The 25,905-nt window shown below is 46.0% G+C and carries 16 protein-coding genes; 14 read left to right on the top strand and 2 right to left on the bottom strand.

The window, feature by feature from the left end; genetic code table 11:
• Window positions 1–196 precede the first annotated feature (196 nt).
• From H5T88_10445 to H5T88_10410, 8 genes are all read left to right on the top strand, one after another.
• On the top strand, window positions 197–1,693 hold the full coding sequence (locus H5T88_10445) for a DUF4091 domain-containing protein (protein ID MBC7330754.1): 1,497 nt from the start codon (window positions 197–199) through the stop codon (window positions 1,691–1,693).
• A 281-nt stretch (window positions 1,694–1,974) separates the two neighbouring features.
• A complete protein-coding gene (locus H5T88_10440; GenBank protein ID MBC7330753.1) occupies window positions 1,975–2,952 on the top strand; it encodes a hypothetical protein in 978 nt (325 codons plus the stop codon).
• Between the two features lie 120 nt (window positions 2,953–3,072).
• Window positions 3,073–5,385, top strand: coding sequence for a glycoside hydrolase family 127 protein (locus tag H5T88_10435; GenBank protein ID MBC7330752.1), 2,313 nt, complete (start codon window positions 3,073–3,075; stop codon window positions 5,383–5,385).
• Between the two features lie 293 nt (window positions 5,386–5,678).
• On the top strand, window positions 5,679–7,922 hold the full coding sequence (locus H5T88_10430; GenBank protein ID MBC7330751.1) for an ABC transporter ATP-binding protein: 2,244 nt from the start codon (window positions 5,679–5,681) through the stop codon (window positions 7,920–7,922).
• Window positions 7,903–8,418, top strand: coding sequence for a DUF1854 domain-containing protein (locus tag H5T88_10425; protein MBC7330750.1), 516 nt, complete (start codon window positions 7,903–7,905; stop codon window positions 8,416–8,418). Before H5T88_10430 ends, H5T88_10425 begins: the two co-directional genes overlap by 20 nt.
• Before the next feature lie 8 nt (window positions 8,419–8,426).
• Window positions 8,427–9,524 (top strand): hypothetical protein, encoded by a 1,098-nt coding sequence (locus tag H5T88_10420; GenBank protein MBC7330749.1) that lies wholly within the window; start codon window positions 8,427–8,429, stop codon window positions 9,522–9,524.
• 3 nt (window positions 9,525–9,527) lie between these two features.
• Window positions 9,528–10,970, top strand: a complete 1,443-nt coding sequence (locus H5T88_10415) for a fucose isomerase (GenBank protein MBC7330748.1) — start codon at window positions 9,528–9,530, stop codon at window positions 10,968–10,970.
• Window positions 10,967–12,643, top strand: a complete 1,677-nt coding sequence (locus H5T88_10410; protein ID MBC7330747.1) for an NFACT family protein — start codon at window positions 10,967–10,969, stop codon at window positions 12,641–12,643. The genes H5T88_10415 and H5T88_10410 overlap by 4 nt, the downstream gene beginning before the upstream one ends.
• Here the strand turns inward: H5T88_10410 and H5T88_10405 are convergent, their stop codons facing one another.
• Together H5T88_10405 and H5T88_10400 are read right to left on the bottom strand one after the other, a co-directional pair.
• A complete protein-coding gene (locus H5T88_10405) occupies window positions 12,644–13,294 on the bottom strand; it encodes a hypothetical protein (protein ID MBC7330746.1) in 651 nt (216 codons plus the stop codon). It abuts the gene before it with no gap.
• 143 nt (window positions 13,295–13,437) lie between these two features.
• The gene (locus H5T88_10400) at window positions 13,438–14,265 is read right to left on the bottom strand and encodes a site-specific DNA-methyltransferase (protein MBC7330745.1); all 828 of its coding nucleotides are present in this window, start codon (window positions 14,263–14,265) and stop codon (window positions 13,438–13,440) included.
• 1,286 nt (window positions 14,266–15,551) lie between these two features.
• Here H5T88_10400 and H5T88_10395 point away from each other — a divergent pair.
• From H5T88_10395 to H5T88_10370, 6 genes are all read left to right on the top strand, one after another.
• Window positions 15,552–16,235, top strand: a complete 684-nt coding sequence (locus tag H5T88_10395; protein MBC7330744.1) for a creatininase family protein — start codon at window positions 15,552–15,554, stop codon at window positions 16,233–16,235.
• 5 nt (window positions 16,236–16,240) lie between these two features.
• Window positions 16,241–19,399 (top strand): hypothetical protein, encoded by a 3,159-nt coding sequence (locus tag H5T88_10390; protein MBC7330743.1) that lies wholly within the window; start codon window positions 16,241–16,243, stop codon window positions 19,397–19,399.
• Between the two features lie 6 nt (window positions 19,400–19,405).
• Entirely contained in the window at window positions 19,406–21,820 is a 2,415-nt protein-coding gene (locus H5T88_10385) for a cellulase family glycosylhydrolase (protein ID MBC7330742.1), read from the top strand.
• 185 nt (window positions 21,821–22,005) lie between these two features.
• Window positions 22,006–23,091: a hypothetical protein gene (locus H5T88_10380; GenBank protein MBC7330741.1), complete on the top strand. Its 1,086-nt coding sequence runs from the start codon at window positions 22,006–22,008 to the stop codon at window positions 23,089–23,091.
• Window positions 23,092–23,420: 329 nt separating this feature from the next.
• Complete coding sequence (locus H5T88_10375) at window positions 23,421–24,788, top strand: hypothetical protein (GenBank protein MBC7330740.1); 1,368 nt, start codon at window positions 23,421–23,423, stop codon at window positions 24,786–24,788.
• 16 nt (window positions 24,789–24,804) lie between these two features.
• Window positions 24,805–25,905, top strand: a 1,101-nt coding sequence (locus tag H5T88_10370; protein MBC7330739.1) for an Ig-like domain-containing protein, incomplete at its 3' end; no start/stop codon positions are given.

Here is a 25,905-nt window from a genome sequence, read left to right as displayed (position 1 = left end):
GTGCCCCTTCGGGGCACGCCCCCCTTTCTTTTTATATCCAAAAATATATCCCAAAATCCAATTTTCCCTTTCCTACCTGATTCAATTAAAACATACCCATAAGCCGACATCTACCACTTAAATATCAACTTCACTTTTAAAATTTTCTAAATCATGTATAATCCTTTTGAAAACTTCTTGAACGGAGGTGATTAGTTTGCTGTTTCTTTTAGTCTTTGGAATAGTAGCGAATGCCTTGGGGGAGGAATTGCTCGTTTGGACGGAACCCTCCTGCGTCAAGATATTTAAGGACAGCATGCCGAAAATGGGGAGGTCAAGGCTTATTCTCCAATCTGCGAAGAACGAGTATGAATCCGGACAGATAGTCCTCAGGGCGGAGGATAAACCGATAAAGGTCAAGGATGTCGTTGCCTCTCCCTTGAAGGGACCAAGTGGCTATTCAATTGGGAAGGAAAATATCCAAATTCGCCTGGTTGAATATGTGCTCGTCAGACACGAAAACAGATATTATCCCGACCCTCTCCCTCCCTTCCGTCCATTTGAGCTCAAACCGAAGGAAAACCAGCCTTTATTTATAACTGTTTATGTTCCCAAGGAAGCAAAGGCGGGGAGATATAACGGAGAGATAAGGATTTTGCTTGAAACTGGGGAGATAAAAGTTCCCATTTCCCTTGAAGTGTGGGATTTCGTCCTTCCCGATAAGCCTTCTTGCGAAACCGCCTTCGGGTTATGGGAAGATTCAATAGAGAAGTTTGAGGGAGTCAAGATGGGAACTCCCGAGGGCAAAGCTATGTACGAAAAATATTATTGGTGTCTGGTGGAGCATCGTCTCAGCCCCTATTATATTCCCGTTGATTTATTATCTCCCGAGGCGGATAAATATCTCAACGACCCTCGTGTGACGACCTTTATCATAAATTACAGCGAGGATGTGAACGAGATGAAAAAGAGAGTGGAAAGGGCAAGGGAGAAGGGATGGCTGAGCAAAGCATATTTCTATCCCCTTGATGAACCCGTGACGAAGGAACAATATGAGGAGTTGAAAAGGAGGGTGGAGAAGATAAAGAGCATAGACCCTCATCTGCGAATCGTATCGCCCTTTTTCCGAAGTCCTGATTTCAGCCAGGAGACCGCTTATGAAGCTCTTGAGGGATTGGTTAATATCTGGTGCGCTGTGACGAGCTATTTCAATCCGGAAAAGCAGATGGAAAAGAAGAAGAGGGGCGATAGCTCTTGGTGGTATGTATGTTGTGGACCTGGCTCCCCCTATGCCAACTTTCATCTAACGATGGATGCGATTGACCATCGCATTTTGATGTGGCAGCAAAAGAAGTATCAAGTTGATGGATTGTTATATTGGGCGGCGAATTATTGGCTAGGGACACCTGACCCTTGGGAGGATATGGCGACTGTGAAGGATATAAATCCGAATTTATACGGTGATGGGTCGCTTTTATATCCAGGGATGAAGATAGGAGTGGATGGTCCAGTATGTTCTTTGAGGTTGGAGATGATAAGGGATGGGTTTGAGGATTATGAATATCTTACGATGCTTGAGAAGTTGAGGGGAAGGGAGGAGGTGGAGAGGATGATAGGGGAAGTGGTGAAGGATATGACGAATTTCACGAAGGATGTGGAAACATTATTGAAAGTTAGGGCGATGATAGCGAAGGAGATTTTAAAAAATAAATGAAATACAGGTGTAACATTTATGATGTAGAGTAGTCTAATAAAAAGGATAGGCAAGCCGCCTTCCTTGCCTGTTCTCTTGCTCTTGCGGTGCGGGAGCCCGAAAGGGCTCCCGCACGCTTTTAAGAGTTAAAATTTTTAAAAAATTTTTGCATCACCATTAAAAGTTCTTGCAAAATTTTTTAAAAACCTTTAAAATGTTTTCATCCGACTATTTATGGATAAGGGATGCTTTCCTTATCATAGATAGTTGGAGAATCCCTAAAAGGAAAGGAGGTGAAAAAGATGAAGAAGATATGGATAGGTATCTCCATAGCGGTTATCCTGGCTCTGCTCAGCAGCTGCGGCGGAGGCGGAGGCGCCGGTGTAACTCCTCCTCAAGCTGACGATGTCGCTAGTCTATTCCCTTTGACGCAAGGGCAAACTCGAACATATGACTGGAGTGAAACACATCACAGCTATACGAAAGTAACAGCAACATTCACCCTCGGTTTGGCTAAGAGAAAGCTCCAGGCAGGTCCCCTCTCCTTCAATATCCCTCTTCCCAAGTTTTCCCCTCTAAAAAGAGCTGAAACACATACATATGAGAGTATAATAGACGAAACCAACACTGGGACGGATATTGAGACGATAATCGGCACTCACACTGGCGACCCCTTCCCGTCAAACATCACCACTGCGATAGAAGAAACCCACGAGCAAGGCAACTATAACAGCCACGAAGTGGAGAAAATGGACGGTTCGGTCATTTCGGATCAGAAATATTCGGGTACCTGGGAAGAATGGTGGCGGGACTTCTACACTAACGATAATGGCGAGGTTAAAATGTGGGGCTGGCAGGACAAAGAGAACACGGAATGGGGTCCAATCCAAGCTTACCCCGAGCCGTTGCTCATTTTCAAAGCTGGCGCAACTTCTTGGAAGGTTGGACAAATAAGAGAAGAGGAGGAAGATGCGGTCTTTTCAGCTGATTTGATGGCAACTTTGGTCGGAACGGAGACCATAACTGTTCCCGCCGGTACCTTTACTTGCTACAAAGTTGTCTACCAGTTCACAAATGTTAAGCTGGAAACTGCCCCCGAAAATGTGCAGGTGACATCATGGAACCTCTCCGCCACAAACACCGTATGGCTGGCTTTGGACATTGGAATAGTTAAATCTGAGGAGAAAATGACTCTAACGGCGAGCTTTAAGGAGCTTGAATCCGGTGGCACGGGCAGCATTTCAGTGAGCTCCACCTCTACCTCTCAGCTGAAGAAGTAACCAGCCAAGCTAATCAGGAACCGCGGAGAGGGGGGAGGCTTTAAAGCCTCCCCCCTCTCTTTTGGAGGTTCAAATTTTTATAATTGATTTCCTGTTTACTCTGAATTAAAATACAACAAAATGAAAACATCTTCGCTTATCTACAAAATCATAAAGTTGGTGGTGCTTATGAATTTCCCTCACATCGCTTACCCCTCTGAAGGCTTTATCCCTCCAGCTAAGCCTTTCCCCCTTGAGGCTGTTAAGCTCCTGGATAGCCCTTTCAAAAGAGCCATGCAATTGGATGCCGAATATCTCCTCAGCCTTGAACCCGACCGCCTCCTCGCCGGCTTCCGAGAAGAGGCAAACCTTAAACCCAAAGCTCCCAAATACGGCGGATGGGAATCAACTCAAGTGGCAGGACATACCCTCGGGCATTATCTCTCCGCCTGCTCTATGATGTTCGCCGATACAGGAGACGAGAGATTCCGCCAAAGGGTCGCTTATATAGTTGATGAGTTGGAGGGATGCCAGAACGCGCACGGCGATGGATATCTTTCAGCTATCCCCGAGGGCAAGAAGATGTTTGAGGAACTCTCAAAGGGAAATCTTGAACCCTACCTCCATTTCTGGGCGCCCTGGTATGTAATCCATAAGCTATTAGCTGGTCTATTGGATGCCCATCGCTATTGCGGAAACGAGAAGGCTCTCAAAATAGCCTGCAAGCTTGCCGATTGGGTTGAAGCTACCCTGAAAAACCTCAATGAAGAACAAATTCAACAGATGCTCTCAAATGAACATGGGGGAATGGTTGAATCTCTTGCAGAGCTTTACGCAAGGACAAAAGATGAAAGATATCTCGCTCTTTCTAAACGCTTCTATCATCAAGCCGTAATGGACCTCCTCCTAAAGGGAATAGATTGCCTGCCAGGTCTCCACGGAAACACGCAAATCCCTAAGGTAATAGGCATGGCCAGGCTTTACGAGCTCACCGGCGAGGGAAAATATCGTATTATCTCGGAATTCTTTTGGGATAGGGTGGTTCAGCATCATTCCTATGTCGTGGGAGGATTCACCTCCGGCGAGGTATTCGGCCCTCCCGACCAATTAAACGACCGCCTCACTGACAACACGGCAGAAACTTGCAAAACTTATAACTTGCTAAAACTCACAAAGCATCTCTTTAGCTGGCAACCCTCCGCCGAGAAAGCGGATTACTATGAAAGAGCCCTTTATAACCACATCCTCGCCTCCCAACATCCGAAAACTGGTATGATGATTTATTATCTTCCCCTTCGTCCCGGGGCATTCAAGGTTTACTCCACTCCATTTGATTCCTTTTGGTGCTGTGTTGGAACGGGAATGGAAAACCATGCCCGGTATGGCGAGTTCATTTATTTCCATAGAGATGATGCCCTTTTTGTCAACCTCTTCATTCCCTCCGAGCTCATGTGGAAGGAAAAGAACCTCACGCTACGCTTGGAGACTAAATTTCCCGAGGAGGAAAATGTCAGCCTCCTCTTTTCTCCCTCCAAGCCCATTGAGCTCACCATCTATGTCCGTGCCCCTGGTTGGGTCAAAGGTACTCCTCTATTGAGCGTCAACGGAGAGGAATACCCCATAAGTGCAATGCCCGGAAGCTATATTGCGCTCAGAAGGGTATGGGAAAAGGGCGATAGAATAGAGCTTCGTTTACCGATGGGATTGCATACGGAGGCTCTGCCCGACAATCCCAATAGGCAAGCCATTCTTTACGGACCGATTGTCCTCGCCGGAGATTTAGGCTCTCCTGAAGAGCCTGAGCCAATCGTTCCCGCCTTCGTAACACAAGACAAACCGTTAGATGAATGGCTAAAGCCAGTAAAAGGGAAACCACTTCACTTCCGAACCGTTGGAGTGGGAAAACCCAGGGATGTGGAGCTCTATCCCTTATATCTTCTTCACGATAGACGCTACACGGTATATTGGGATTTCCTCACTCCATCCGAATGGAGGGAAAGGGAGAAGGAGATAAAGGCGGAGCAGGAATTGATCAAAGATATTGAAGAACGAACGATTGATAGGGTTTTGATAGGAAATGAGAAATCGGAGAAGGAACATAATTTGAAGGGGGAGAAGACGGGAGCGGGTGTGTTTGGGGCTGAACATTGGCGTCACTCAGTAGATGGAGGTTGGTTCTCTTACGTGATGAGGGTTGAGCCCGATAGGGAAAATCAGCTGGCGGTGAAATATTGGGGAAGCGATGCGGGAGGGAGGGTTTTTGATATTCTGATTGACGGGGTTGTGATAGGAAAGCAGGAGTTGAAGAGAAATAAGCCTGGAAGGTTCTTTTATGTGATATATCCGATACCCGAGGAATTGACAAAGGGCAAAGACAAGGTAGAGGTTAAGTTTCGGGCTGAAGCGGGGAAGATGGCTGGTGGGATATTTGATTTACGCGTATTGAGGAAATAGAAATTAGGTGGGAGCCACGCTTAAACGTGGCTCCCACCTCAGCCGAGCAAGGGAACAAGCGAGAAAAGCCGCTTGTCTATCCAAATATATAAGACGAGATTTTCTTAAAAAAGTTCAAAATTTATTTCTGTTAAAAATAAATTTTATGCTCTTTAAAATTCTGAAGAGAAGCGAGCAAATGGCAAAAAGTGAGATAGATTGAGAGGAGCAAAGCAATCTCTTTCCCATTTTTCGTTTGACTTTTATTTGACTTGTTTAAAAGCTATTCTATAATTCTTTAAAGGTGATTAATTATGGCTTTGAAGGAGGAAATACCTGAAACTATAAAAGAGCTCCTAAGAGAGCAAGGGGTTACGGAGGAGGAAATCCTCCTTGCCCTCCAAAGCGACCTCAACGAGAAGGGACATTTCTCACCCACATGGCTTATCGCCACAAAGGAGAAAATCCTCGTAATTTCAACTGACACGAAGCCCCAGCTCCTCCAATCCCTGCCCTTAAAAGATTACAAGTTTTTTAAAGCAGAGGTAGGAATTGGAGGAGGATTTTTCTCCGCCTGTTCCGATGGTTATGAGAGGCGTCTCCTCCGCTTTACTACCGCCACGGCTCGCAAGTTCCAAGTAGCAGCAAATGCCCTTGGAAAGCTCGTTAATGAGGGACAGATTCCTCCCGATATAGTGGCCGAGGAAGAAACCAGGAAGGTTTGCCCTAAATGTGGATTTCCCGTTGACCCAGTCTCCGGCATTTGCCCCCAATGCTCCCCGAAGGGAGCAGTTGTTCGCCGGCTCCTCTCTTATATCAAACCCTATTATCCCACCATCTTGATTCTCATATCGCTTCTCCTTTTAGGGACTGCCTTTGAAGTAATCTCGCCCCTCGTGAGCCGAAATATGATTGATAAAGCGCTTGTAGTAAGAGAACCAACGCCCACAGAAACGAGATTGGCGTTGCTCAAAGCATATGTTCTATTGATGGCTGGCTTGGGCATCGGTTCAATGCTCCTCAGCATCTTCCAGCAAAGGATATACGCGTTTTTAGGCAACAGAGTTCTATTTGATATCAGAAGGCAGCTCTTTGAGCATCTCCAATTTTTGAGCGTGAGTTATTACGATAAGAGACAAGTTGGGGCGGTGATGAGCAGGGTTACGCAGGATACAAGCGCTCTGCAGGAATTCCTCGGATGGCACATCCCCTTCCTCTTTTCCCAGATGGTCCTCTTGTTGGGGATAGGTGCGGTTATGATATCTTTAAACTGGCGGATTGCACTGTTGGTTCTCGTTCCTACTCCAGCCGTAGCTTTTCTTACAAGGTTTATGGGGAGAAAAATCCATCGCCTCTTCCACCGAGTTTGGGATAGATGGTCAAAGGTCATCGCTGTTTTGAATAGCGCTCTCGCTGGCATTAGAGTTGTGAAAGCATTCGCCCAGGAGGAAAGGGAGGCACAAAGGTTCAAGGAAAGGGCAGAGGAACTAACTTGGAATACCATTTGGGCAGAACAACTCTGGGCAACCTATATGCCTCCCCTCTTCTTCCTCTTCGGTGCCACTCCTCTCTTGGTGTGGTATTTCGGAGGCAAGCAGCTTATTCTTGACCCATATCATATGTCAATGGGAACTTTGCAAGCCTTCATTTCTTACACCTTTATGATTCTCGGACCAATTCAAGCTGTTACCAGGGTGATAAATTGGCTGAATCGCGCCTTAGCCGCAACCGAGCGAGTATTTGAGATCTTGGATACGCCCCCTGAGGTGCTTGACGATGAAAATGCCATCCCTATGCCGAGAATTGAGGGCAGGGTTGAGTTTCGCAATGTCACTTTTGGCTACGATAAGTATCTCCCCGTCTTGCACAATGTGTCTTTTGAGGTCAAGCCTGGGGAGATAATCGGGCTGGTGGGGAGAAGTGGAGCGGGGAAGACCACTATAATCAATCTCATTTGCAGATTCTACGAAGCTCAAGAAGGGCAAGTCCTCATAGATGGCGTTGATATAAGGAAGATAAGATTGAGGGACCTGCGCAGTCAGATTGCGATTGTCCCTCAGGATGCCTATGTGTTCGCTGGCACTGTCAGGGAGAATATAGCCTATGGGAAGCCCGATGCCACTTTGGAGGAGATTATTGAGGCTGCAAAAGCGGCAAACGCTCATGAGTTCATTATGAATCTCCCCTACGGCTACGATACACCAATAGGTGAGAGGGGGGTGATGATTTCGGGAGGCGAGAGGCAAAGGATTGCTATAGCGAGGGCTATACTGAAGAATCCCCGCATACTCATTCTTGACGAGGCGACTTCTCTTGTAGATACGGAAACGGAGAAGCAGATTCAGGAGGCCCTTGACCGCTTGATGCAAGGGAGGACAGTTTTCGCCATTGCCCATCGCCTTTCAACTTTAAGCAACGCTCACAGGTTAATAGTAATTGAGGATGGGAGAATCGCGGAAATGGGCACCCATAAAGAGCTCCTGCAGAAGAAGGGAATCTACTATCAGCTTGTGAAGTTGCAGAGGGAGATGTCTCGCCTTGTCGCAATCGGCGTCTGAGAGGGAAAAGTCCCAAATTAGAGTACTGGAGCCCAACAAGGTCAGGGTCGTCCGCCGGGAAGGCGGAGCCCTGGAGCTCAGATACGAAGAGGAGGTGTATTATCCAATAAGGGTTAAGCACGCCTTCCCACTTACAAATCCCGAGAACTACATCGTTTTCCTCACCGAGCACGGCAAACAAATCGGTATGGTTGAGGATTTGAATAAATTGGACGAGGAATCCAAAAAAAATATCTTAGAGGAGCTTGACACTGTCTTCTTCATCCCCCAAATAAAAAAGATTTTTTGGATTAGAGAGCGGTTCGGCAGCTCAAAGTGGAAGGTGGAGACGGATAGAGGGGTCAAGGAATTCTCTACTCGTTCCCTCCACGAGAGCGTTAAGGAAGTTGAGGATGGACACATAATCATCACTGATACGGAAGGTTTGCAATATGAGATAAAGAATATAGACGAACTTCCACCCAAAAGCAAAAAGATTTTGTTGGGCGTGATTTGATGGAAAAGATGTCTTTCCGAGAGATGATTTTAAAGGTATTCAAAGGAGAGGACCCAGGAGGCGTTATTTGGCAACCTCGTATTGAGTTTTGGTTCTGGGTTAATCAAAGGAGAGATACTCTCCCACCTCAATTTAAAACCGCTACCTTAGAGGATGTTTACGATGACCTAAACGCCTCCATTCGTTATTTCACTAATCCCATAAGGGTGCGTTATAAAAATGTCAAGCACAATGCCTATTGGGCGGATGATGTTCATCTCGTCCAAACTTGGGAAACTCCTATTGGCTCTTTAAGGGAGGTTCTCCGCTATACACATTACAATCTCTCAGCTTATCCTGAAGAATATAGGGTGAAGGATATCAACGACCTGAAGATTCTGGAGTACATTCTACAGGATGCTGAATACTATTTTGATTACGAAGCCTTGCAGAGAGATTTGGAGAGGGTTGGCGATAGGGGCGTGCCCCAATGCTTCTTCTCTCGCTCTCCTTTGCAAGAATTAATCGTTACCTATATGGGGTTTGAAAACACAATCTACGCACTCCAAGATTATCCGAATGAAATGGAGCATTATTTAAAAGTAGCTGAGGAATCGCTTGAGAGAATGCTTGATGTAGTGATCTCCTCCCCTATGCCGATATTCAATTTCGGTGAGAACATAGATGCAAATCTTGACCCTCCCTCCCTTTTCAAAAAATACCATATCCCCTACTATCAAAAATGGAACGCGAAATTTAAGAAAGCGGGAAAATTCACCCACATTCATATGGATGGCTCATTGAAGCCCCTTCTACCTTATCTAAAAGACACCCATTGCGATGGAATAGAAGCTGCGACCCCAATCCCACAAGGCGATGTGACCATTGAGGAATTGAAGGAAGCTATGGGGGAGCTCGTCCTTTTGGACGGCATTCCCGCCATCCTCTTCCTTCCCCATTATCCCGAGGAAGAACTGATAAAAACTACCGAAAGAATTATAGAGCTCTTTTATCCTCGCCTCATACTCGGTGTATCCGATGAACCGCCACCCGATACTCCCTACGAGCGATTGAAATTGGTGAGCCAAATAGTGGAGAAATTCAATCAATCCCTGAAAGGAGGGTAGGAAATGAAGATAGGAATCGTTTCATTCACAGACCCTCGCCCAACAGCCTTTGCTGAGGAAAGGGAAAATTATATAAGAGAACATCATAATCAGCTAAAGAATTTCCTCATAGAAAAAGGATTCAGCGTAGTGGACCCAATGGATGAGGTTAAAGGTGATAGCGAATTCTTCGGCATTCGTTCCACTGAGGAAGTGGAGAAGGCAGGGGAGATATTGAAAAGGGATTCTGCTGATTGTTTAATCCTTGGGCTCTGGCATTGGACTGAACCCCAACTTCCCTTAAATCTCGTTCGCTCCCTTAATTTGCCCACCCTTCTCTTCGCTGAGGCTGACCCAACTTGGGCTGGCTCGGTATGCGTATCCGCGGTTGGTGCCTCCCTTTGGGAGGCGGGAATATCCCTCACCCATCATCGCGTTTTGGGGGATAAAGAGGAAGTAGCCAAGTGGGCAAGGGGGATGCTTGCTCTTCAAAGGTTGAGGAAATCTTCCTTCCTTCTCTGGGGCGGCTCTTATTGTCTGAGAATGGAGCATTTGCAGGACGATATACCCTTCCTAAAGAGCTTCCTCGTGGGAGATATATTGAGCGAGGACCAATACATCCTGATTAAGAAGGCGGAGGATATAGAGAGCAACAATCCTCAAAGGATTGAAGGATTCGTCAATTGGTTGAAGGAAAACGGCGCTAAAATCAAATATGATGGAAATATGCTCACACCCGAGATTTTTCGAAAGCAGGTAGCACTTTATCTCGCCAGCAAGGATAGATTGGAGGAACTGAAGGGGGAGAGAATTGTGGGAGTTTCAATCAAGTGTCAGCCGGAGCTATCGGAGATTTACGGCGTTGATGCCTGCTCCATCCCTGCCTTTCTCCCCTTCGGGGAGGATAGCGAGGGGAAACGAACGCCCGTAGCTACCGTCTGCGAGGGAGATATAAAGGGATTGCTTACTTGTGCCCTCTTAGAGGGGCTTCAACCCTCCACTCCTGCTCTCTTCGGAGACCTCAAATACATCAGCGATGATTATATCATAATTTCAAATTGCGGAGCTTCTTCCATCTTCTATGCCTCTCATTCCAATAGCGCGAAGGATACGCTTCCCCATTTGACGATTGCTCCCCAATGTCAAGGGAAGGCGGGCGGTGCCTTTGGCTATGATGGGAAGGAAGGGATTCTCACGGTCGCTCGCCTTACGAGGATTGATAGAGAGTATGTGATGCAGATGGGGAGAGGCAAGGCTTTGCCTATGAGGGAGGAGATAAAGAAGAACATCCTTTGGGGAAACACCTGGCCCCATATAGCCATAGATTTGGGGGTTAGCAGAAAGAGATTGGTCCAAATCGTGGGGGCGAATCATCTCTGCGCTATCGTGGGAGATTTCATTGATGAGCTGAAATTCGCTTGCAGGGAGGCGGGAATAGAGGTTCAGGAGTTTTCCCAAGGCTCGTGAGATTTGACAGCCTTGTCTTCTCCGCGATAACAAAAGATATAAAAGAAGAAGCCCTTAATAAAAGGGTTGAGAATATCTATCAACCTACCCCTTTGACAATCCTCTTCTCAATGGTCTTTTCGAGCGATATCCTCATCTCAATCGAGCCCAATGGAGAGAGAATTCATCTCACGGACAGAAAATATCCCCATCCTCAAACGCCTTCATCCTTCTGTATGCAATTGAGGAAATATATAAGGGGGAGCTTTCTCAAGGAGGTAGAGCAGGTTGAATGGGAGAGGATAGCAAGGTTTAAATTTTCAAGCGGGGCGGAGCTGATAGTTGAGATAATGGGAAAGCATAGCAATGTGATATTGGTTGAGGAGGGCGTGATTAGAGGGGCATTGAAGCTGATTGATGAAAAATTAAGCAGTAAAAGGCAGATTCTTCCCGGTCTTTACTACCAACTTCCTCCCACCTTCACAAGGAAAAATCCCTTGAACTTGAGCAAAGAGGAAATGAGGGAGGATTTGAGCAAGGAAGAGGGGGAAATAGGGAGGGCTTTGTTAAAGCTTTATCAAGGGATGAGCCCTTTTCTAATAAATGAGATTGCTCAAAGGGCAGGGCTCTCTCCCGCGGCGAATTTGCCTTTAAGCGATGACGAATTTGAGAGGCTTTTCAAAGCTTGGGAAGGAATCGCATTAAGAGTAAGAGAAGGGAACTTTCAGCCTATAATTATAAAGCAGGAAGGAAAGCTTATTGGCTATTGGGCTCTTCAAAGCGTTCAGCCCTATGATTTTGAGGAAAGGGGAAAGATGAGCGATGCGGTGGAGGAATTCCATCTATTGCAGGAGAGGGAGACAAGGTTCAGAAAGCTCAAGGATTCACTGAAGGAAGAGATAGAGGGAGAAATGGAGAAATGGAGGAAGGTAAAGGAGAGCTGTGAGAGGGCGTTTGAGGAATGGGGGGATGTGGAGAGGTTTTATCAAATGGGCTCTTTGATTCTCGCAAACCTTCGCTTGATAAAAAAGGGGATGGAGAGCGTAACCCTTGAGAACATCTTTGATGAGGAGAGGAGAAAGATAACGATTCCCCTATCCAAGGAGCTCACTCCTCAGCAAAATGCTGATAAGTATTTTCAGCTTTATCGCAAAGGGAAGAAGGCTGTGGAGGAGTTGAAGGAAAGGATAAAGAAGGCGGAGGAGGAGCTGAAGGTTTTAGAAGAGAGATATGAAAAGGTTATGAGGAGCGAGAGCTTGGAGGAGTTGGAGGCTTTGAAGGAGGGAAAGGAGTTAGAGAAGGAAGAGAGAAAGAAGCCGGTGATTCCAAGCGTCCGCTCTTCCGATGGCTTCCTCATCCAATACGGAAAGAATGCGAGACAAAACGAGCTACTATTGAAGACATCTTCTCCGGATGATATCTGGCTTCACGCAAGGGGAGCGAAGGGAGCTCATGTAGTGATAAGGAAAGAAGGGAAGAAAGAAGTTCCAATGAGGACGATAAAAGAAGCGGCTCAGCTCGCTGCTTATCTTTCATCTGCCCGAGGGGCGGGAGTTGTTCCCGTAGATTGGACTTTGCGGAAATATGTTAGAAAGCCTAAGAAGAGGGAGAAGGGCTTCGTGATTTACACGAGAGAGAAAACGATATTCGTCGAGCCAGCACTAATAGAGAGCGAGGAGACCGAAGAAAAGTAATTATTCAGTGGGAATCCGGAAGTGAACGGGAAAGCGATATTCGTTTTCGCTTATTCTTGCGATTTCCTCTTGGCAATTCTCAGGATGTAGATGGACGAATTCAACCCGATATACGAAATCGGGAGGTTCGTAAAGAAGATTAAAATAAGGGCAACGCCAGTAGGCGTATCTGATATCCCTACCACGACTGGATTTTCCTGCATTTATTATATTGAACTCCCTATACTTTGGCTCAAGCTCTCCGTTTGGCATGCAGATTAATAAGATGGCATATATAGGTTTTTCTCCCTGCTTGTGGATGATATGGATGAAGTAAGTGAGGCAAGGTTTATTGAACATTTCGCCCGTGACTGGATGACGAAAGGTTGCAGAGTAGTATGTGGGAAGATTGGGCTCGAAAGCTATATTGCTTGGCTTATATGAGGTTTGGTTCTGACCTATGTTTATCAATCCTTTATAATCGGCGGGATTGGTTATAACGGATGTCTTTACATCTATATGGAGGAAAGCGTCAGCTGTTTCGTGGAGCATATCAGCACCTATCGGGGAGGAATTGGGGTGTCTAAGCAGTTTGTCGTAAATCCAGAAGAAAACTCGTTCCGCTCCTTTCTCTAAATCCGAGGCTTCATATCCTGCACGTGCGGTCCTCATAAATCTCTCATATCAATCTTCTTTCACCGCCAAGCGGGAGTGCAAGCCTTCCATCACATCCTTAATGTTCTCTTTCAAAGCGGTGAGGATAAATTCAAAATAATGACGCTCAAATCTCTCCAGTTCCTTAAGGTCCAATTTCTTCATCTTTCGCTTTCCGCTTTTAAGCCTTTTATCACAAAACAATCCCCTTCACACCTATGCGAGATCAGTTCAGCGTAATCCTCCACTATCTCTATCAAAACCGCTTTTCTTCCCAAATCCCTTGCGACTTTCCCCACGGTTCCCGAGCCGGGAAAGGGGTCAAGCACTACTCCTTTAGGAGGGCATCCTAATTTTATACATCTCTCCACGAGTTCCTCTGGGAAAGAAGCGAAGTGAGGCATAGAGAGAGGCTGAAGATTTATGCTCCATACATCGCCTGGGTTTCTCCCCTTGGGATGAGGTCTAACGGTTTGAAGGATGAGGTGAACCTCTTTTATCCATTTGTCATAAATCGGCGGGAAACCAAGCAGTTCTTTCAGCTTATTCCAGTCACTGGGAGAAGGAATGGCGCCCCCTTTCCCCCATCTTCCGCTATCCTTCCTCAACCAATGCCCGGCGGTGTCCTTGTAGCCGAAATATTTATCAATTTGCTTTATCGTTATTCCGCGCTGATTCTTCCAGTATTTGAGAAAATCGGCAACGAGGTTTTGATAAACGGTGTATCTTCTCTTAACGATGAGCTTTTCCCCTTGAAGAAAAAGCCTTGCCCCTGGTGAAGAGCCCCTGTTCTCGGGCGAGAGAAGATATTTCCCGTTATAGCTTTTCTCAAGGAGAGTGGGGAAAAGAGAGGGCTTGCTTTTAAAAAGCTCGCCCAGATAGATAGGGTCCTCGTCCTCAGAAGGATATTTGGGTAGTGGGAATTCTCCCTCCCGAGGGAAAGGGTCGTGGATGGTGCAATTCCACTTCATCTCCTCATCATAAACCATCTCGCATTCGCTTCCACATATAGGGCAGATGAAGGAAATCTCTTTTTCGCTTTCCTCCTGAGGCGGATTCAATCTCAGCAATTCCTCCTCACCATCTCCCAGGCTATTAGAGCCATTCCGCTCTCCTTATCCAATCCCTTAAGCCACCCCTTTCTTGGGATTTCCCTTTTCAAATTATCCACAACCTCTATACCTATTAGTTCTTCAATCGCCCTATAGGGGTATTCAAATTTTGGCTTTTTCCTCAGGGCATCTACATTGAGATAATAGATGGGGAGCCCTTCCTCCTTGACGATATATTTATTCCCTCTTCTTAAGAACCCTCTTCACTTCCCTGAAAACCCTTCTCAAATTCTCAACATAATCCTCAACGCTTTCCTACTGACCTATTTCCCCAGGATGTCCATAAATTCTTTGTTTATAATAGGGAGGACTCGTGATGACGGCGTCAATTGGAGCTGGAGGGCAAACCTCTCAGCACCTCTACCGCATCCCCGATATACAAAAGGACGGATTTAGGGAAGGATAGATTCTTCATCTTTATTGAATTATACAATTATCGCTCAACTTTTGCAAAGGCATGTATAATTCCATAACATTTGAGACTCCTTAGGAGGACCCCATATTGCTTGACTATAAACTATATAGGAGAATATTCCTTCCTTGGATTTTTAGGTCTTCTTTAAAATTGTTCTTCTTGAAACGCCGAAAGCTTCCTTTGCCGCTTCTACTCCCTTTATCATTTACAAGGCATGGTTGATTCCACTGGTGGAGCAAACCTCATCAAGAAAATTATGTAAATAAAGAGCGCCTCTCCCCAGCTTACTTCACGGCTTTCGCCTCCTGCTGTGCCTTAAGCAATGATTCTTCATCAGCTTTCCCCTTTGCCTTAATCTTCTCCCATTATTTCTCGCTGACTCTCGTTCAGCTCCATTGTAGCCCTGAATTTTCCCTCATCTAGCTCCGACAAAGATTTCACGATTTCCGTCTTCAATGCCTTTAGTATAGCTTCATATATCGCCTATAGATTCTTCCAACCGTGGTCAAGGTAGTTTGTTCGCTTTCCTGCGCAGCAAAGCCTCCACCCACTCCAAGAGCGAAACAAATAAGAAGTTGTAAAAGTAAAAAATTTAGATTTCGCTATCTCTCCTTGCTGGTAAAGGATATTTTGTCTTTTAGTAAATCATGGCTTGGAAAGCACCAATATATATTAACTTGAACCACTTAAAATTGTTTACATATGAAAGAGAGGAAAATAAAATAAAGGCGAAAGGAGGAATGAGAATATGAAATTTGAGGAAATGAAGCCAAAAGAAATTGACGAAGTCCTTCAAAAAACCCCTGTTGCATTCATTCCCTGGGGCTCGCTTGAATGGCATGGTGTCCAAAATCCCATCGGTCTGGATGCCCTCAAAGCTTACTATCTCTGCCTTAAAACAGCCGAGAAAACTGGCGGAGTCGTCCTTCCTCCCATCTTTTGCGGATATCAAACTATCAAACCCTACCTTGGCTTCAAGAAAACGCTTGAGATATCAAGGGAAACCGTTCAAGCTCTCGCAAGCGAATATCTTGAGCAGCTTTACGATGAGGGTTTCAGGATATTCGTCATCTTGATGGGACACTACGGAGCTGAACATGTCAAGGCATTGAAGGAGGTCGCCGAGGAGTTCCTTAAAAATCACCCCGATGCAAGGGGAATCTTTGCTCCCGACCCAACATTCCTCGCAAAACACGGCATCACTGGTGGACATGCCGATTTCTACGAAACATCCCTCATGATGTTCTTCCGTCCAGAGCTTGTTGATTTGAGCCTCTTGCCAAAGGAAAGGGAGATAACGGTTGAAGAGGACGGCATCGGCGGAGGAGACCCAAGAAAAGCTACAATTGAAGAAGGGAAGAGAATCGCAGAGCTAATCGTTGAAGAGCTCGCTAAGGAGGTTGAGAATTTATTAAGCGAGCTGAAGGGGTGATGTTTATGCTTAAATATTTTCTTTGCTTTTCCCTTCTTGGCTTCATCGTCTTCACGAATTCAATGGCGAAAGGAGAAAGCATAGTGAGAAAAAAAGCATTAGACCCAAGCGCCTTTCTTCAAAGAAATCTCTTGATAAATCCTCAATTGGAAGAAGGGACGACGAAGATAGAAAATTGGCAGGGATGGGGATTGGGCTACGAGATGGATGAAACCGTTTCCCATTCCGGGAAACGCTCCGCTAAATGTCAAAGCTCCGACCCCAAAAAGGAATATGGCATTTTTCAAATAGTCAATTTAAATCAGAAAAAACCAATTCCCATTCTCGCTCAATGCTTCAGCAAAGCGGAGAATGTCAGCGGAACACCAGATGGCGGATATTCCCTATACTTGGATATTGAATATACAGATGGCGACCACCTTTGGGGCAGAACCTCTCCCTTCACCTGCGGAACTCACGACTGGGAAAGGAAAAGCGTTTGGGTCTTTCCCGAAAAGCCCATTAAACAGCTAACAATCTATGGGCTCTTCAGAGGTCATACGGGAACCGTTTGGTTTGACGATTTCTTTCTCGCCCAATTGGAGGGAATTCAGCTATTTGATGGAACTCCCATCCAAAGCATTCCCCTCCAGGCTCCCTCTCCCAAGCACACCCTTAGCCTCAAAACCCCTGATGGCTTCACCCTCATTTTAGACAAGGAAACTGGACAGGTAATAGGTGATAATGAAAGGCGGGGCGGTTTCTATCTTCGGGATGTGGCGAGTGGCTCGGATTTCCGCCAACCTCTCGGCGAGGTTAGACAATCGGGTGGCAAACTTATCTGGGAGGGAGTTGATGAGGAGCTCCAATTGAAGCTCTCCGTGAGCTATTCTATTGGGAGAATAAACAGCGGTTCACATAAAGGGCAGGGCTATATAAGGGTGGATGGAGTTGTGGAGGACCTCACGAAGAAGGACAGGGCGATAAGCGTCTATTTCTCCCTTCCCATTGATGCTGTTGGATGGCTCTGGTCTAACGATATGAGAAGCGAGGAGAGGATAGAGGAGGGAAGGAATTATATAAAGGCGATTCAGGTTCCTGCCGGAGCAACGGGAAGTATGTCTTGGTATCATCTTGCCTGCATCAGCGGTGATAAGGAAGGTCTTTCCCTAGCCATTCCCTTGGACGAGCCTCGTCTCTATCGCATATTTTATGATTCTCAGGAGAAGGAATTCTTCATCGTCTATGATTTCGCCCTCGTCCCCGATACTATTAAGTTTCCCTCAAAAGCCGATTTCCATTTCATTATCTATTCCATCGACCCAAAGTGGAAGATGCGTTCCGCTTTAGGGAAATATTACGATATCTTCCCCCAATTCTTCCTCAAGCGAGTCAAGAAAGAGGGAATCTGGATGCCCTTCGCCGATATCTCCACCGTTGAGGGATTTGAGGATTTTCATTTCGCCTTCCAGGAAGGCGCGCCAAATCCCGCCTTTGATGAACAGCATGGAATCTATAGCTTTATATATGTTGAGCCCGCAAGCCATTGGCTCTCTATGCCCCAAGATGCCCCTCGCACCTATGAGGGTGCTATGGAGGTTCTTCAGAGGGATTTGAAGGGGGAAAGAGGTGAGGGAAATAAAGATATGGCTATAGCAACCCTCACAAGCGGAATCTACGGTCAAGATGGCAAATTCTTCTGCGCAATCACTAAAGCCCCTTGGTGCGATGGGGCGGTTTTTCTTCTCAATCCCGACCCAGATGTCCCAACAACACCCCAGCTTCCCCTCAATAAAGCTATGGTTATGCTGAGGAACATTGATTCAGCGCTTTCCCGTGAATTCATCTTGACGGAGGGATGGGGAAATTACGGGCAGGGCTATAAAATTGATGATAAGATAAAGCATTCTGGGAGATATTCTATCCGCTGTGAGGCAAGGGAATCAGCTAAGGAGCTGGGGGCTTCTCAGACGATTGTCCTAAATCAAAAGGAGCCGAAGCAATTAATTGTGAGTGCTTGGAGCAAGGCGGAGGGAGTGACGGGCGAGCCGAATTTGGATTATTCCATATATGTTGACATATATTATGTTGATGGAACTCCCGAGTGGGCTATCAATGCTCCCTTCAGCGTGGGAACTCACGATTGGGAAAGGAAAGAGCTCGTAATCAATCCCAAGAAACCCATCGCAACTCTCACTGTTTATCTACTATTTCGCAGAAGCCATAGAGGAACTGTTTGGTTTGATGATGTCTCTCTGAGCGAGTTGGGCTCGGAAAAGAATCTTCTCAAAAATCCCGGCTTTGAGGAGAAGGTCACCAAAGGCAGGATAGATGGCACCTATCTTGATTCTTATGAGATGGGGGCTATGGAGTTGAATTTCCGAAGGGAACATTTTGCCTCAGCTGATATCCCCTTGGTTTTTCACAGAGAAAGCCATAAGCCCTGCCAGCTTTTCATCTTTCACACATACGAATTTGAGAGGGAAATTGCCAAGAGGATGCATAGCCAGAACAATCTTCTTTTTGCCAACGCGGTTCTATGGAACTTTCCCTTCCCCGCCCATCTCTTGGATGTATTGGGAACAGAGGTGAACTGGCTTCCCGGTGGAAAATATAGACCGGACGGCGATGCGATAATGAACTATCGCCGAGCTCTCTGCTACAGGAAACCATATTGCCTTTTGATGAACACGAATTATGAAAAGTTTAATCATCAGCTTGTGGAGAAATACTTTAAGCGTTGTCTATTCTACGCAATATTCCCCGGCTTCTTCGATGAGGAAGCCGCCTCAAAAGACCCATACTGGACTTCGCCGAAGAAATGGTATGCAAGGGATAGAGACCTCTTCAAGAAATATCTTCCCTTGATAATTTCCCTTGCCAAGGCGGGCTGGGAGCCTATCACCTACGCTTTCTCGGATAATAAGAAAGTTTATGTTGAGCGATATGGAAGAGCAAGCGAGGGAAACCTACATTTCACCGTTTTCAATGATAGCGACAAAAGGGAAAACCTTCGCTTGACGATTGACTTGGCTTCCCTTGGAATAAAGAAAAATATAAAGGCAAAGGAGCTGATTTCGGGCAAGGATGTTCCTTTCTCACTGCGCGATGGAAGATTGGAAATAGTGGGCGAACTCGAACCAGAAGATGTTTGGTTATTGAAGATTGATTTATTAGGAGGTTGAAAAACAATGAAAAATCTTTTCCTCATACTTCCTTTCCTTTTATCCTTGATTGCGATGTCCTCTGAATTTCCACCCGTTTTCGTATCCTATCTTCCCCATCAGCTTTTGATTGGGGAAAGCGAAATCAAACTTCCCGTGGCGATTCATAACACTACTGGCGAAACCCAAAACGCAAATCTCTCCTGTTATCCCGATAACGCTCCCTCTCAAGCAGTAAATCAAAGCGTTCTCCTACCGCCCTATAACGCTAAAGCCATCATATTTCATATAAAACCCTCGTATCCTTTGCCTGATAAGATTATTCTTGAACTCTCAGCTGGCGGGGAGAAATCGCGCCACGAGATTCAAATCCTACAGGGGATAGACCTCACTAAAATGGTTTGGAAAGCGAAATACGATAGGGAAAGGATAGGAGAAAAGGAAGTCTATCAGCGCCCTGATTATGACGATTCCTCTTGGGAAATAAGGGAAATTCCCTCCCTTTGGAATGATTTGGGAGACACTTGGTGCAGGGTAAAATTTCGCATTCCCGCTGAATGGAAAGGTTCTCCTCTCTATTTGATAATTGGAGCGATAGACGATAACGATGTCACCTTCCTAAACGGGGAGAAAATTGGAGAGACGGACGGCTGGGATATCCTCCGCAATTACAAAATTCCCGAGGAAATCGTCAATTGGGGAGGGGAAAATATCTTGGCGATTAAAGTGGAGAATGTGAACGCGGGAGGTGGGATTTACAAGCCACCTGTTCTTATAAGCAGACTTCCCGTCATCCCTCAAAGCCCCTGGCGAATGCTTGAAAAGAAGGAAAATCGGCAAAAGCCAAAAGAGATCGGCGCTCCCCTACCGATTCGTCCTATAAAGGTTGTGGATGGCGTCCTTTATTATCAAGATGGGAAGGAAGTTGCCCTTTGGGGAACTAATATCTATCCTCAATCTTGGAATGAATACGAGAACATAAAAAAGCTCGGTTTGGACCATAAGAAAGTGACAGATGAGGATTTTGGGCACTTGAAGAAAATGGGTGTGAATGTGATAAGGATGCACATCTTCGAGAAGGAGATAGCCGATGAAGAGGGGAATTTGGTAGAAAACGAGCATCTTGACATTCTTGATTATGTTATCTACAAATGCCAGGAGGAGAATATCTATCTTTTCCTCACCCCAGTGGCTTGGTGGTGGAGTCCCAGCAAAATTCCCTGCTTTTCCGATATCCCCAAGGAAAATATGATGGTCGATAAGAAGGTTATAGAGAGGACGAAGAATTATTTGAAGCAATTCCTGACCCACTTGAATCCCTACACGAAGAAGAGACTTTTGGAGCAGGAGGGATTTTTCGCAATTGAGATAATGAATGAGCCAACCTATTTCAGCTATGATGATTTGGTTGCGAAGGAGAAGCGGGGAGCGGATTATCAATGGAAGGTTTGGGAAAGCTGGTGCGAGGAGAGAGGGATAAAGCCCGAGGAGAGAGAGTTCTTCCCTCTCTTCCGCTATGAATATTTCGCAAACTGGCTTGGAGAATGCTACAAGGCGATAAGAGAGACGGGAGCAAAGCAGATAGTGGCAGCTCCCTTATTTGGAGCCGACCGTCAAGATGATTTAATAGAAGCAATTTATCTCTCGCCCTGCGAGGCTATAACTTATGGCGGCTATCCAGGCGGATGGTCGCAGATGAACGATTCAAGAGATATGTTGGAGGAAGTTGACGGAAATTATCGCTGGTTGAGCGAGTCCCTCTCAGACCCAAGGCTCAAATTTAAGGCTCGCTTGGTGTATGAATTTGATGCCCCCGCCCTTTTAAAGGGGGCATATGTCTACCCTTTGATTGCCTGTATGTGGAGAAGCCTCGGAACGCAAGTGGCTTGCCAATTCCAATATGATAGCGTTGCCACGGCGGAGTTTAACTCCGATTGGTGGAATCACTACCTTAATTATCTCTACACTCCATCAAAAGCTGTAAGTTATATCATCGGAGGAGAGGTCTTCAGGAGATTGCCACGTTTCTTCCCCTATCCTAAGCCTACAGCGATGAGGGAGCGAATCTTTGACGGGTTCGCCGTCTCCTTCCCCTTTAACATCTCTTTGATGTGGAAAGACGGGATATGGATGAATTCAAACGAGGTGGTTTGGAATCCCTTAAAGCCCTCGGGGATTCCCAAGTTAATAGTTGGAGTCGGTTCCTCTCCCTTCGTTCAATATAATGGGACGGGGATATATAGGATAAGAGTTGAGGATAAATTCTTTGATATAGAGGTCCATCCCGATGCGGAGATAAATCCCCTTGCCGACCCGATGAGGACGGAAGTGGGTAAGACGCTGACGAAGTTATATGAGCGAGAGCATGATGTGGTGATAAGGTTGGGGAAGAAGGAATACAAATTGAGGGTGAAGCCAGGCAATTACCGAATTGCTCGTTGAAAGATATTTTGAAGGAATTTAGGGGGCTTCCCTTCGGGAAGCTGTGGCAATCTCACCTATAGAGAGAAGACTTAAAATGGGTCCCAAATGTTATGAAATTATACAATATATTGACTGATTATTTGTTTCGGATATAATGAAGACAATTAATGGAAACATTACATTTAAGGAGGGGGTTACAGCTTATGCGACTTTTACAGGGAAGAGCTTTTAAAAAGCTCTTAGCGTGCTTGTTTGTCATCGCGCTTCTTGGTCTCCAAGGTGGCGGTGACGCTCCTTCTCCTCCCTCAGTTCCAACCCAAACATTTGAGAGAACCTTCGGAGGTAGTAATAATGTGGATTGGGGCAGTTGCGTAGCTGAGACCAAGGATGGAGGTTATATCATCGTTGGATACACTTGGTCCTTTGGCGCAGGTAAGGGTGATGTATACCTCATAAAGACTGATTCACAGGGAAACAAGGTCTGGGAGAAAACATTCGGAGGTAGTGAAGGGGAGTGGGGCTATAGCGTAGCGGAGACCAAGGATGGAGGTTATATCATCGTTGGGGTAACTGAGTCCTTTGGAGCAGGTGGATTATTTGATGTATACCTCATTAAGACTGATTCACAGGGAAATAAGGTCTGGGAAAAAACATTCGGAGGTAGTTATGATGATTGGGGCTATAGCGTAGCGGAGACCAAGGATGGAGGTTATATCATCGTTGGATACACTTGGTCCTTTGGCGCAGGTAAGGGTGATGTATACCTCATTAAGACTGATTCACAGGGGAACAAGCTCTGGGAGAAAACATTCGGAGGTAGTGATTGGGATTGGGGCTGGTGCGTAGCGGAGACTAAGGATGGAGGTTATATCATCGTTGGGAAAACTTGCTCCTTTGGCGCAGGTTATTGGGATGTATACCTCATAAAGACGGATTCACAGGGAAATAAGGTCTGGGAAAAAACCTTCGGAGGTAGTGATTATGATTTTGGCAATTGCGTAGCGGAGACTAAGGATGGCGGTTATATCATCGTTAGGAGCACTTGGTCCGTTGACGCAAGTGAGAGTGATGTATACCTCATAAAGACTGATTCACAGGGAAATAAGGTCTGGGAAAAAACCTTCGGAGGTAGTGATTATGATTTTGGCAATTGCGTAGCGGAGACTAAGGATGGAGGTTATATCATCGTTGGGGTAACTGAGTCCTTTGGAGCAGGTGAGGGTGATGTATACCTCATAAAGACGGATTCACAGGGAAATGTGCATAAGGGGAGGAGTTATGTGAAATAGGTGGTTGGGAAGAAAGCAGAAAGTGGGAAGCGTTATCGGATGGAGAGGTGGGAGAAATTTAAGGCTCATCCGGGAAGGGATTAGCGAGTTTTAATTTGAGGGGCGGGCTCCCTTAAGGGAGCCCGTGGCAATCTCTCTTTGCCCACCCTTCCGTCATTGCGAGGGTTCCCGAAGGAAAGCTGTGGCAATCTCGTCTTTTAGAGAGAAGACTTAAAATGGGTCCTTAATGTTATGAAATTATACAATACATTGACTGGTTATTTGTTTTGGATATAATGAAGACAATTAATAAAAATTAAAAATATTACATTAAGGGAGGGATAAGGCTTATGGGTTTTTTACAGGGAAGAGCTTTTAAAAAGCTCTTAGCGTGGTTGCTTGTCATCGCGCTTCCGCTTCTTGGTCTCCAAGGTTGCGGTGGCGGTGGCGCTCCTTCTCCTCCCTCAGTGCCAACCCAAGAAGCGGAGGGAACTGTTAACCAGACTGAGCTCGGTGGCGATGGCTTAAAGGTCGTTTCCGCCTACCAAGATGAAGCCCCGGTTGACAAAAATGGCTCCTTCCAGACTACCGTCTCCTCAAATGGTGTCCAACTCCTCTTCCTTCTCGACCAGAACAACCAGCTTCGTGGATTATCCCTTTCCATACCCCAAACAAAAGGAACTCGCCAAACCAATGTTATCCCCTTTAGCGTTGAATCCACAGTGCTCTCTATACTCTTCATAGCTCCGGGAATCTTCCACCCCCTACCCACGGAAGCACAAGTTAGAATTAACGAAATTAAAAATCTCCCCTCTTTTAGCGATGCAGTTAATTTCCTCCACCAGAATATCAACGAAAAACCCCTACAAGATATCCTTGAAGACGAGACATTCAATCAGAAGCTCTTAAAATGCATTGAGGATTGGCTGGAAATACATCCAATAACAACCAAGTCAAGGGATATAACGCCTGGCGCACCCAAAGGTGGCTTCTATGTTAAAGTTGAAGACCAATCAAATCCCTCAAATGTATCCCTAACATTGGAGAATTGGGCCTGGAGATATGTGAATGTCGCCAGGCGAGATTTGGACCCAGATGAAGAGGAACTGAAAGTCCAATATATAGCAGATGGAATTAACAGCATGGCTGGAGGGATTCCCGCCAGTGTGGGTGCCGTCTTCACAGGGACACTTGGCGACCCTACCAGGCGGAAAGACAATGTCAATTTCACCAGTCCCGCTATCGGGAAAGTAGAATACTGGGTTATAGGTCCGGGGAAAAGCTCCGGCTCCGATACCCTCCCTTCATCTATCAAAACGAGCTCGGTTGACGCTTGGGGGCTCAGCATCGTTTCCTATTGCTTAGCACCACTACTCGGGGCCTTCCTCGGAAATATAAATGAAAAAGCCAAGGAAATATGGCAGATTTTGAGCACAAGCTCCGATATCCGTGAGCTTATAAACCAAGCTATGAATCCTGATGACCTTGCATCGCTTATGAGAGCACTTATTAATGTCATGTATAAAATCCTCTCGGTTTTCATCGAGCAAATCCTCTTAACGCTCGGGATTTCCTCCCTTAACCTTGTAATAGCTGCGCCCCAGATAGGTTCTTGCATCTCAAATGTCGCTATTGCAGCGATAAATTGGTTCAACCTTCCCCAGGTTGCGAAAGTGGAGGTCCACGCAAAGAGCGGGGCAGATGTAGTGGTTAAATGAAAAGGAGGTGATAGGAATGAAATTCCTCAAAAAAGGCAATATCCTTCTGCTTGGAGCTTTTATACTAATCCTCAGCGGTTGTGGTATTAGGTTGTTCAAAGGCTCTGATGAAAGCGCCTCTACGGGACCTCAGACAGGCGGAATAAGCATAAGGATTGTCTGGCCAGAAAATAACGACCAGAGGTTGATTCCCTCTGCAACCAATAGCGTGAAGATAAGGATAATGAAAGGGACGAATGTTGTCCTCACGGATGTCATACCGAGGGAAGCTGGAGAAGCTGAAGTGAAGAAAAGTTATAAAGATATACCTGTGGGAGATGTGATTTTTGAGGCTTCTGCCTACGCATCACAGGATGGAACAGGCGTTGCCCTGGCAAGGGGAAGCGCAACCGTCCAAATAACCCTTGGTGAATATGCTCAAGTGAGCATCACGATGGCTTCAACCATCACGAAGGTTGAGGTAACACCAGCTGAGGCGACTCTAAGCGTTGGGGAAACCCTACAGCTCACCGCAACAGCCAAGGACGCTGATGGGAATATAGTTTTAGTTCCTGAAGGGGGTTTCAGCTGGCAATCGTCAAATCCCGCTGTTGCAGAAGTTGATGAGGGGGGAAAAGTTACTGCTAAATCCGAGGGCTCCGCTACGATAACAGCGAGGGAGAAAGAGTCTGGCAAATCGGGAAGCGCCAGCATAAAAGTTGAGACAGCCCCTTCAGTCATCACATTTGAGAAAACCTTCGGAGGTAGTAGTTGGGATGAGGGCTATAGCGTAGCGGAGACTAAGGATGGCGGTTATATCATCGTTGGGATAACTTGGTCCTTTGGCGCAGGCAAGGACGATGTATACCTCATAAAGACTGATTCACAGGGAAATAAGGTCTGGGAAAAAACCTTCGGAGGTAGTAGTTGGGATGAGGGCCATTGCGTAGTGGAGACTAAGGATGGAGGTTATATCATCGTTGGGGAAACTGATTCCTTTGGCGCAGGTGGTGGTGATGTATACCTCATAAAGACTGATTCACAGGGAAACAAGGTCTGGGAGAAAACATTCGGAGGTAGTGAAGGGGAGTGGGGCTATAGCGTAGCGGAGACCAAGGATGGAGGTTATATCATCGTT

Source organism: bacterium, assembly GCA_014360495.1.
Classification (GTDB): domain Bacteria; phylum Armatimonadota; class JACIXR01; order JACIXR01; family JACIXR01; genus JACIXR01.
Note: the sequence above shows the minus strand (reverse complement) of the source record. Positions and strands in the feature narration are given on the sequence as shown.

Excerpts from the sequence above, each read along its gene's own strand:
- H5T88_10395 (MBC7330744.1), top strand. The coding sequence starts at position 15,552 with ATGAAATTTGAGGAAATGAAGCCAAAAGAAATTGACGAAGTCCTTCAA.
- H5T88_10435 (MBC7330752.1), top strand. The coding sequence starts at position 3,073 with ATGAAAACATCTTCGCTTATCTACAAAATCATAAAGTTGGTGGTGCTT.
- H5T88_10385 (MBC7330742.1), top strand. The coding sequence starts at position 19,406 with ATGAAAAATCTTTTCCTCATACTTCCTTTCCTTTTATCCTTGATTGCG.
- H5T88_10405 (MBC7330746.1), bottom strand. The coding sequence starts at position 13,294 with ATGAGGACCGCACGTGCAGGATATGAAGCCTCGGATTTAGAGAAAGGA.
- H5T88_10430 (MBC7330751.1), top strand. The coding sequence starts at position 5,679 with ATGGCTTTGAAGGAGGAAATACCTGAAACTATAAAAGAGCTCCTAAGA.
- H5T88_10390 (MBC7330743.1), top strand. The coding sequence starts at position 16,241 with ATGCTTAAATATTTTCTTTGCTTTTCCCTTCTTGGCTTCATCGTCTTC.
- H5T88_10420 (MBC7330749.1), top strand. The coding sequence starts at position 8,427 with ATGTCTTTCCGAGAGATGATTTTAAAGGTATTCAAAGGAGAGGACCCA.
- H5T88_10380 (MBC7330741.1), top strand. The coding sequence starts at position 22,006 with ATGCGACTTTTACAGGGAAGAGCTTTTAAAAAGCTCTTAGCGTGCTTG.
- H5T88_10415 (MBC7330748.1), top strand. The coding sequence starts at position 9,528 with ATGAAGATAGGAATCGTTTCATTCACAGACCCTCGCCCAACAGCCTTT.
- H5T88_10375 (MBC7330740.1), top strand. The coding sequence starts at position 23,421 with ATGGGTTTTTTACAGGGAAGAGCTTTTAAAAAGCTCTTAGCGTGGTTG.
- H5T88_10400 (MBC7330745.1), bottom strand. The coding sequence starts at position 14,265 with ATGGTTTATGATGAGGAGATGAAGTGGAATTGCACCATCCACGACCCT.
- H5T88_10440 (MBC7330753.1), top strand. The coding sequence starts at position 1,975 with ATGAAGAAGATATGGATAGGTATCTCCATAGCGGTTATCCTGGCTCTG.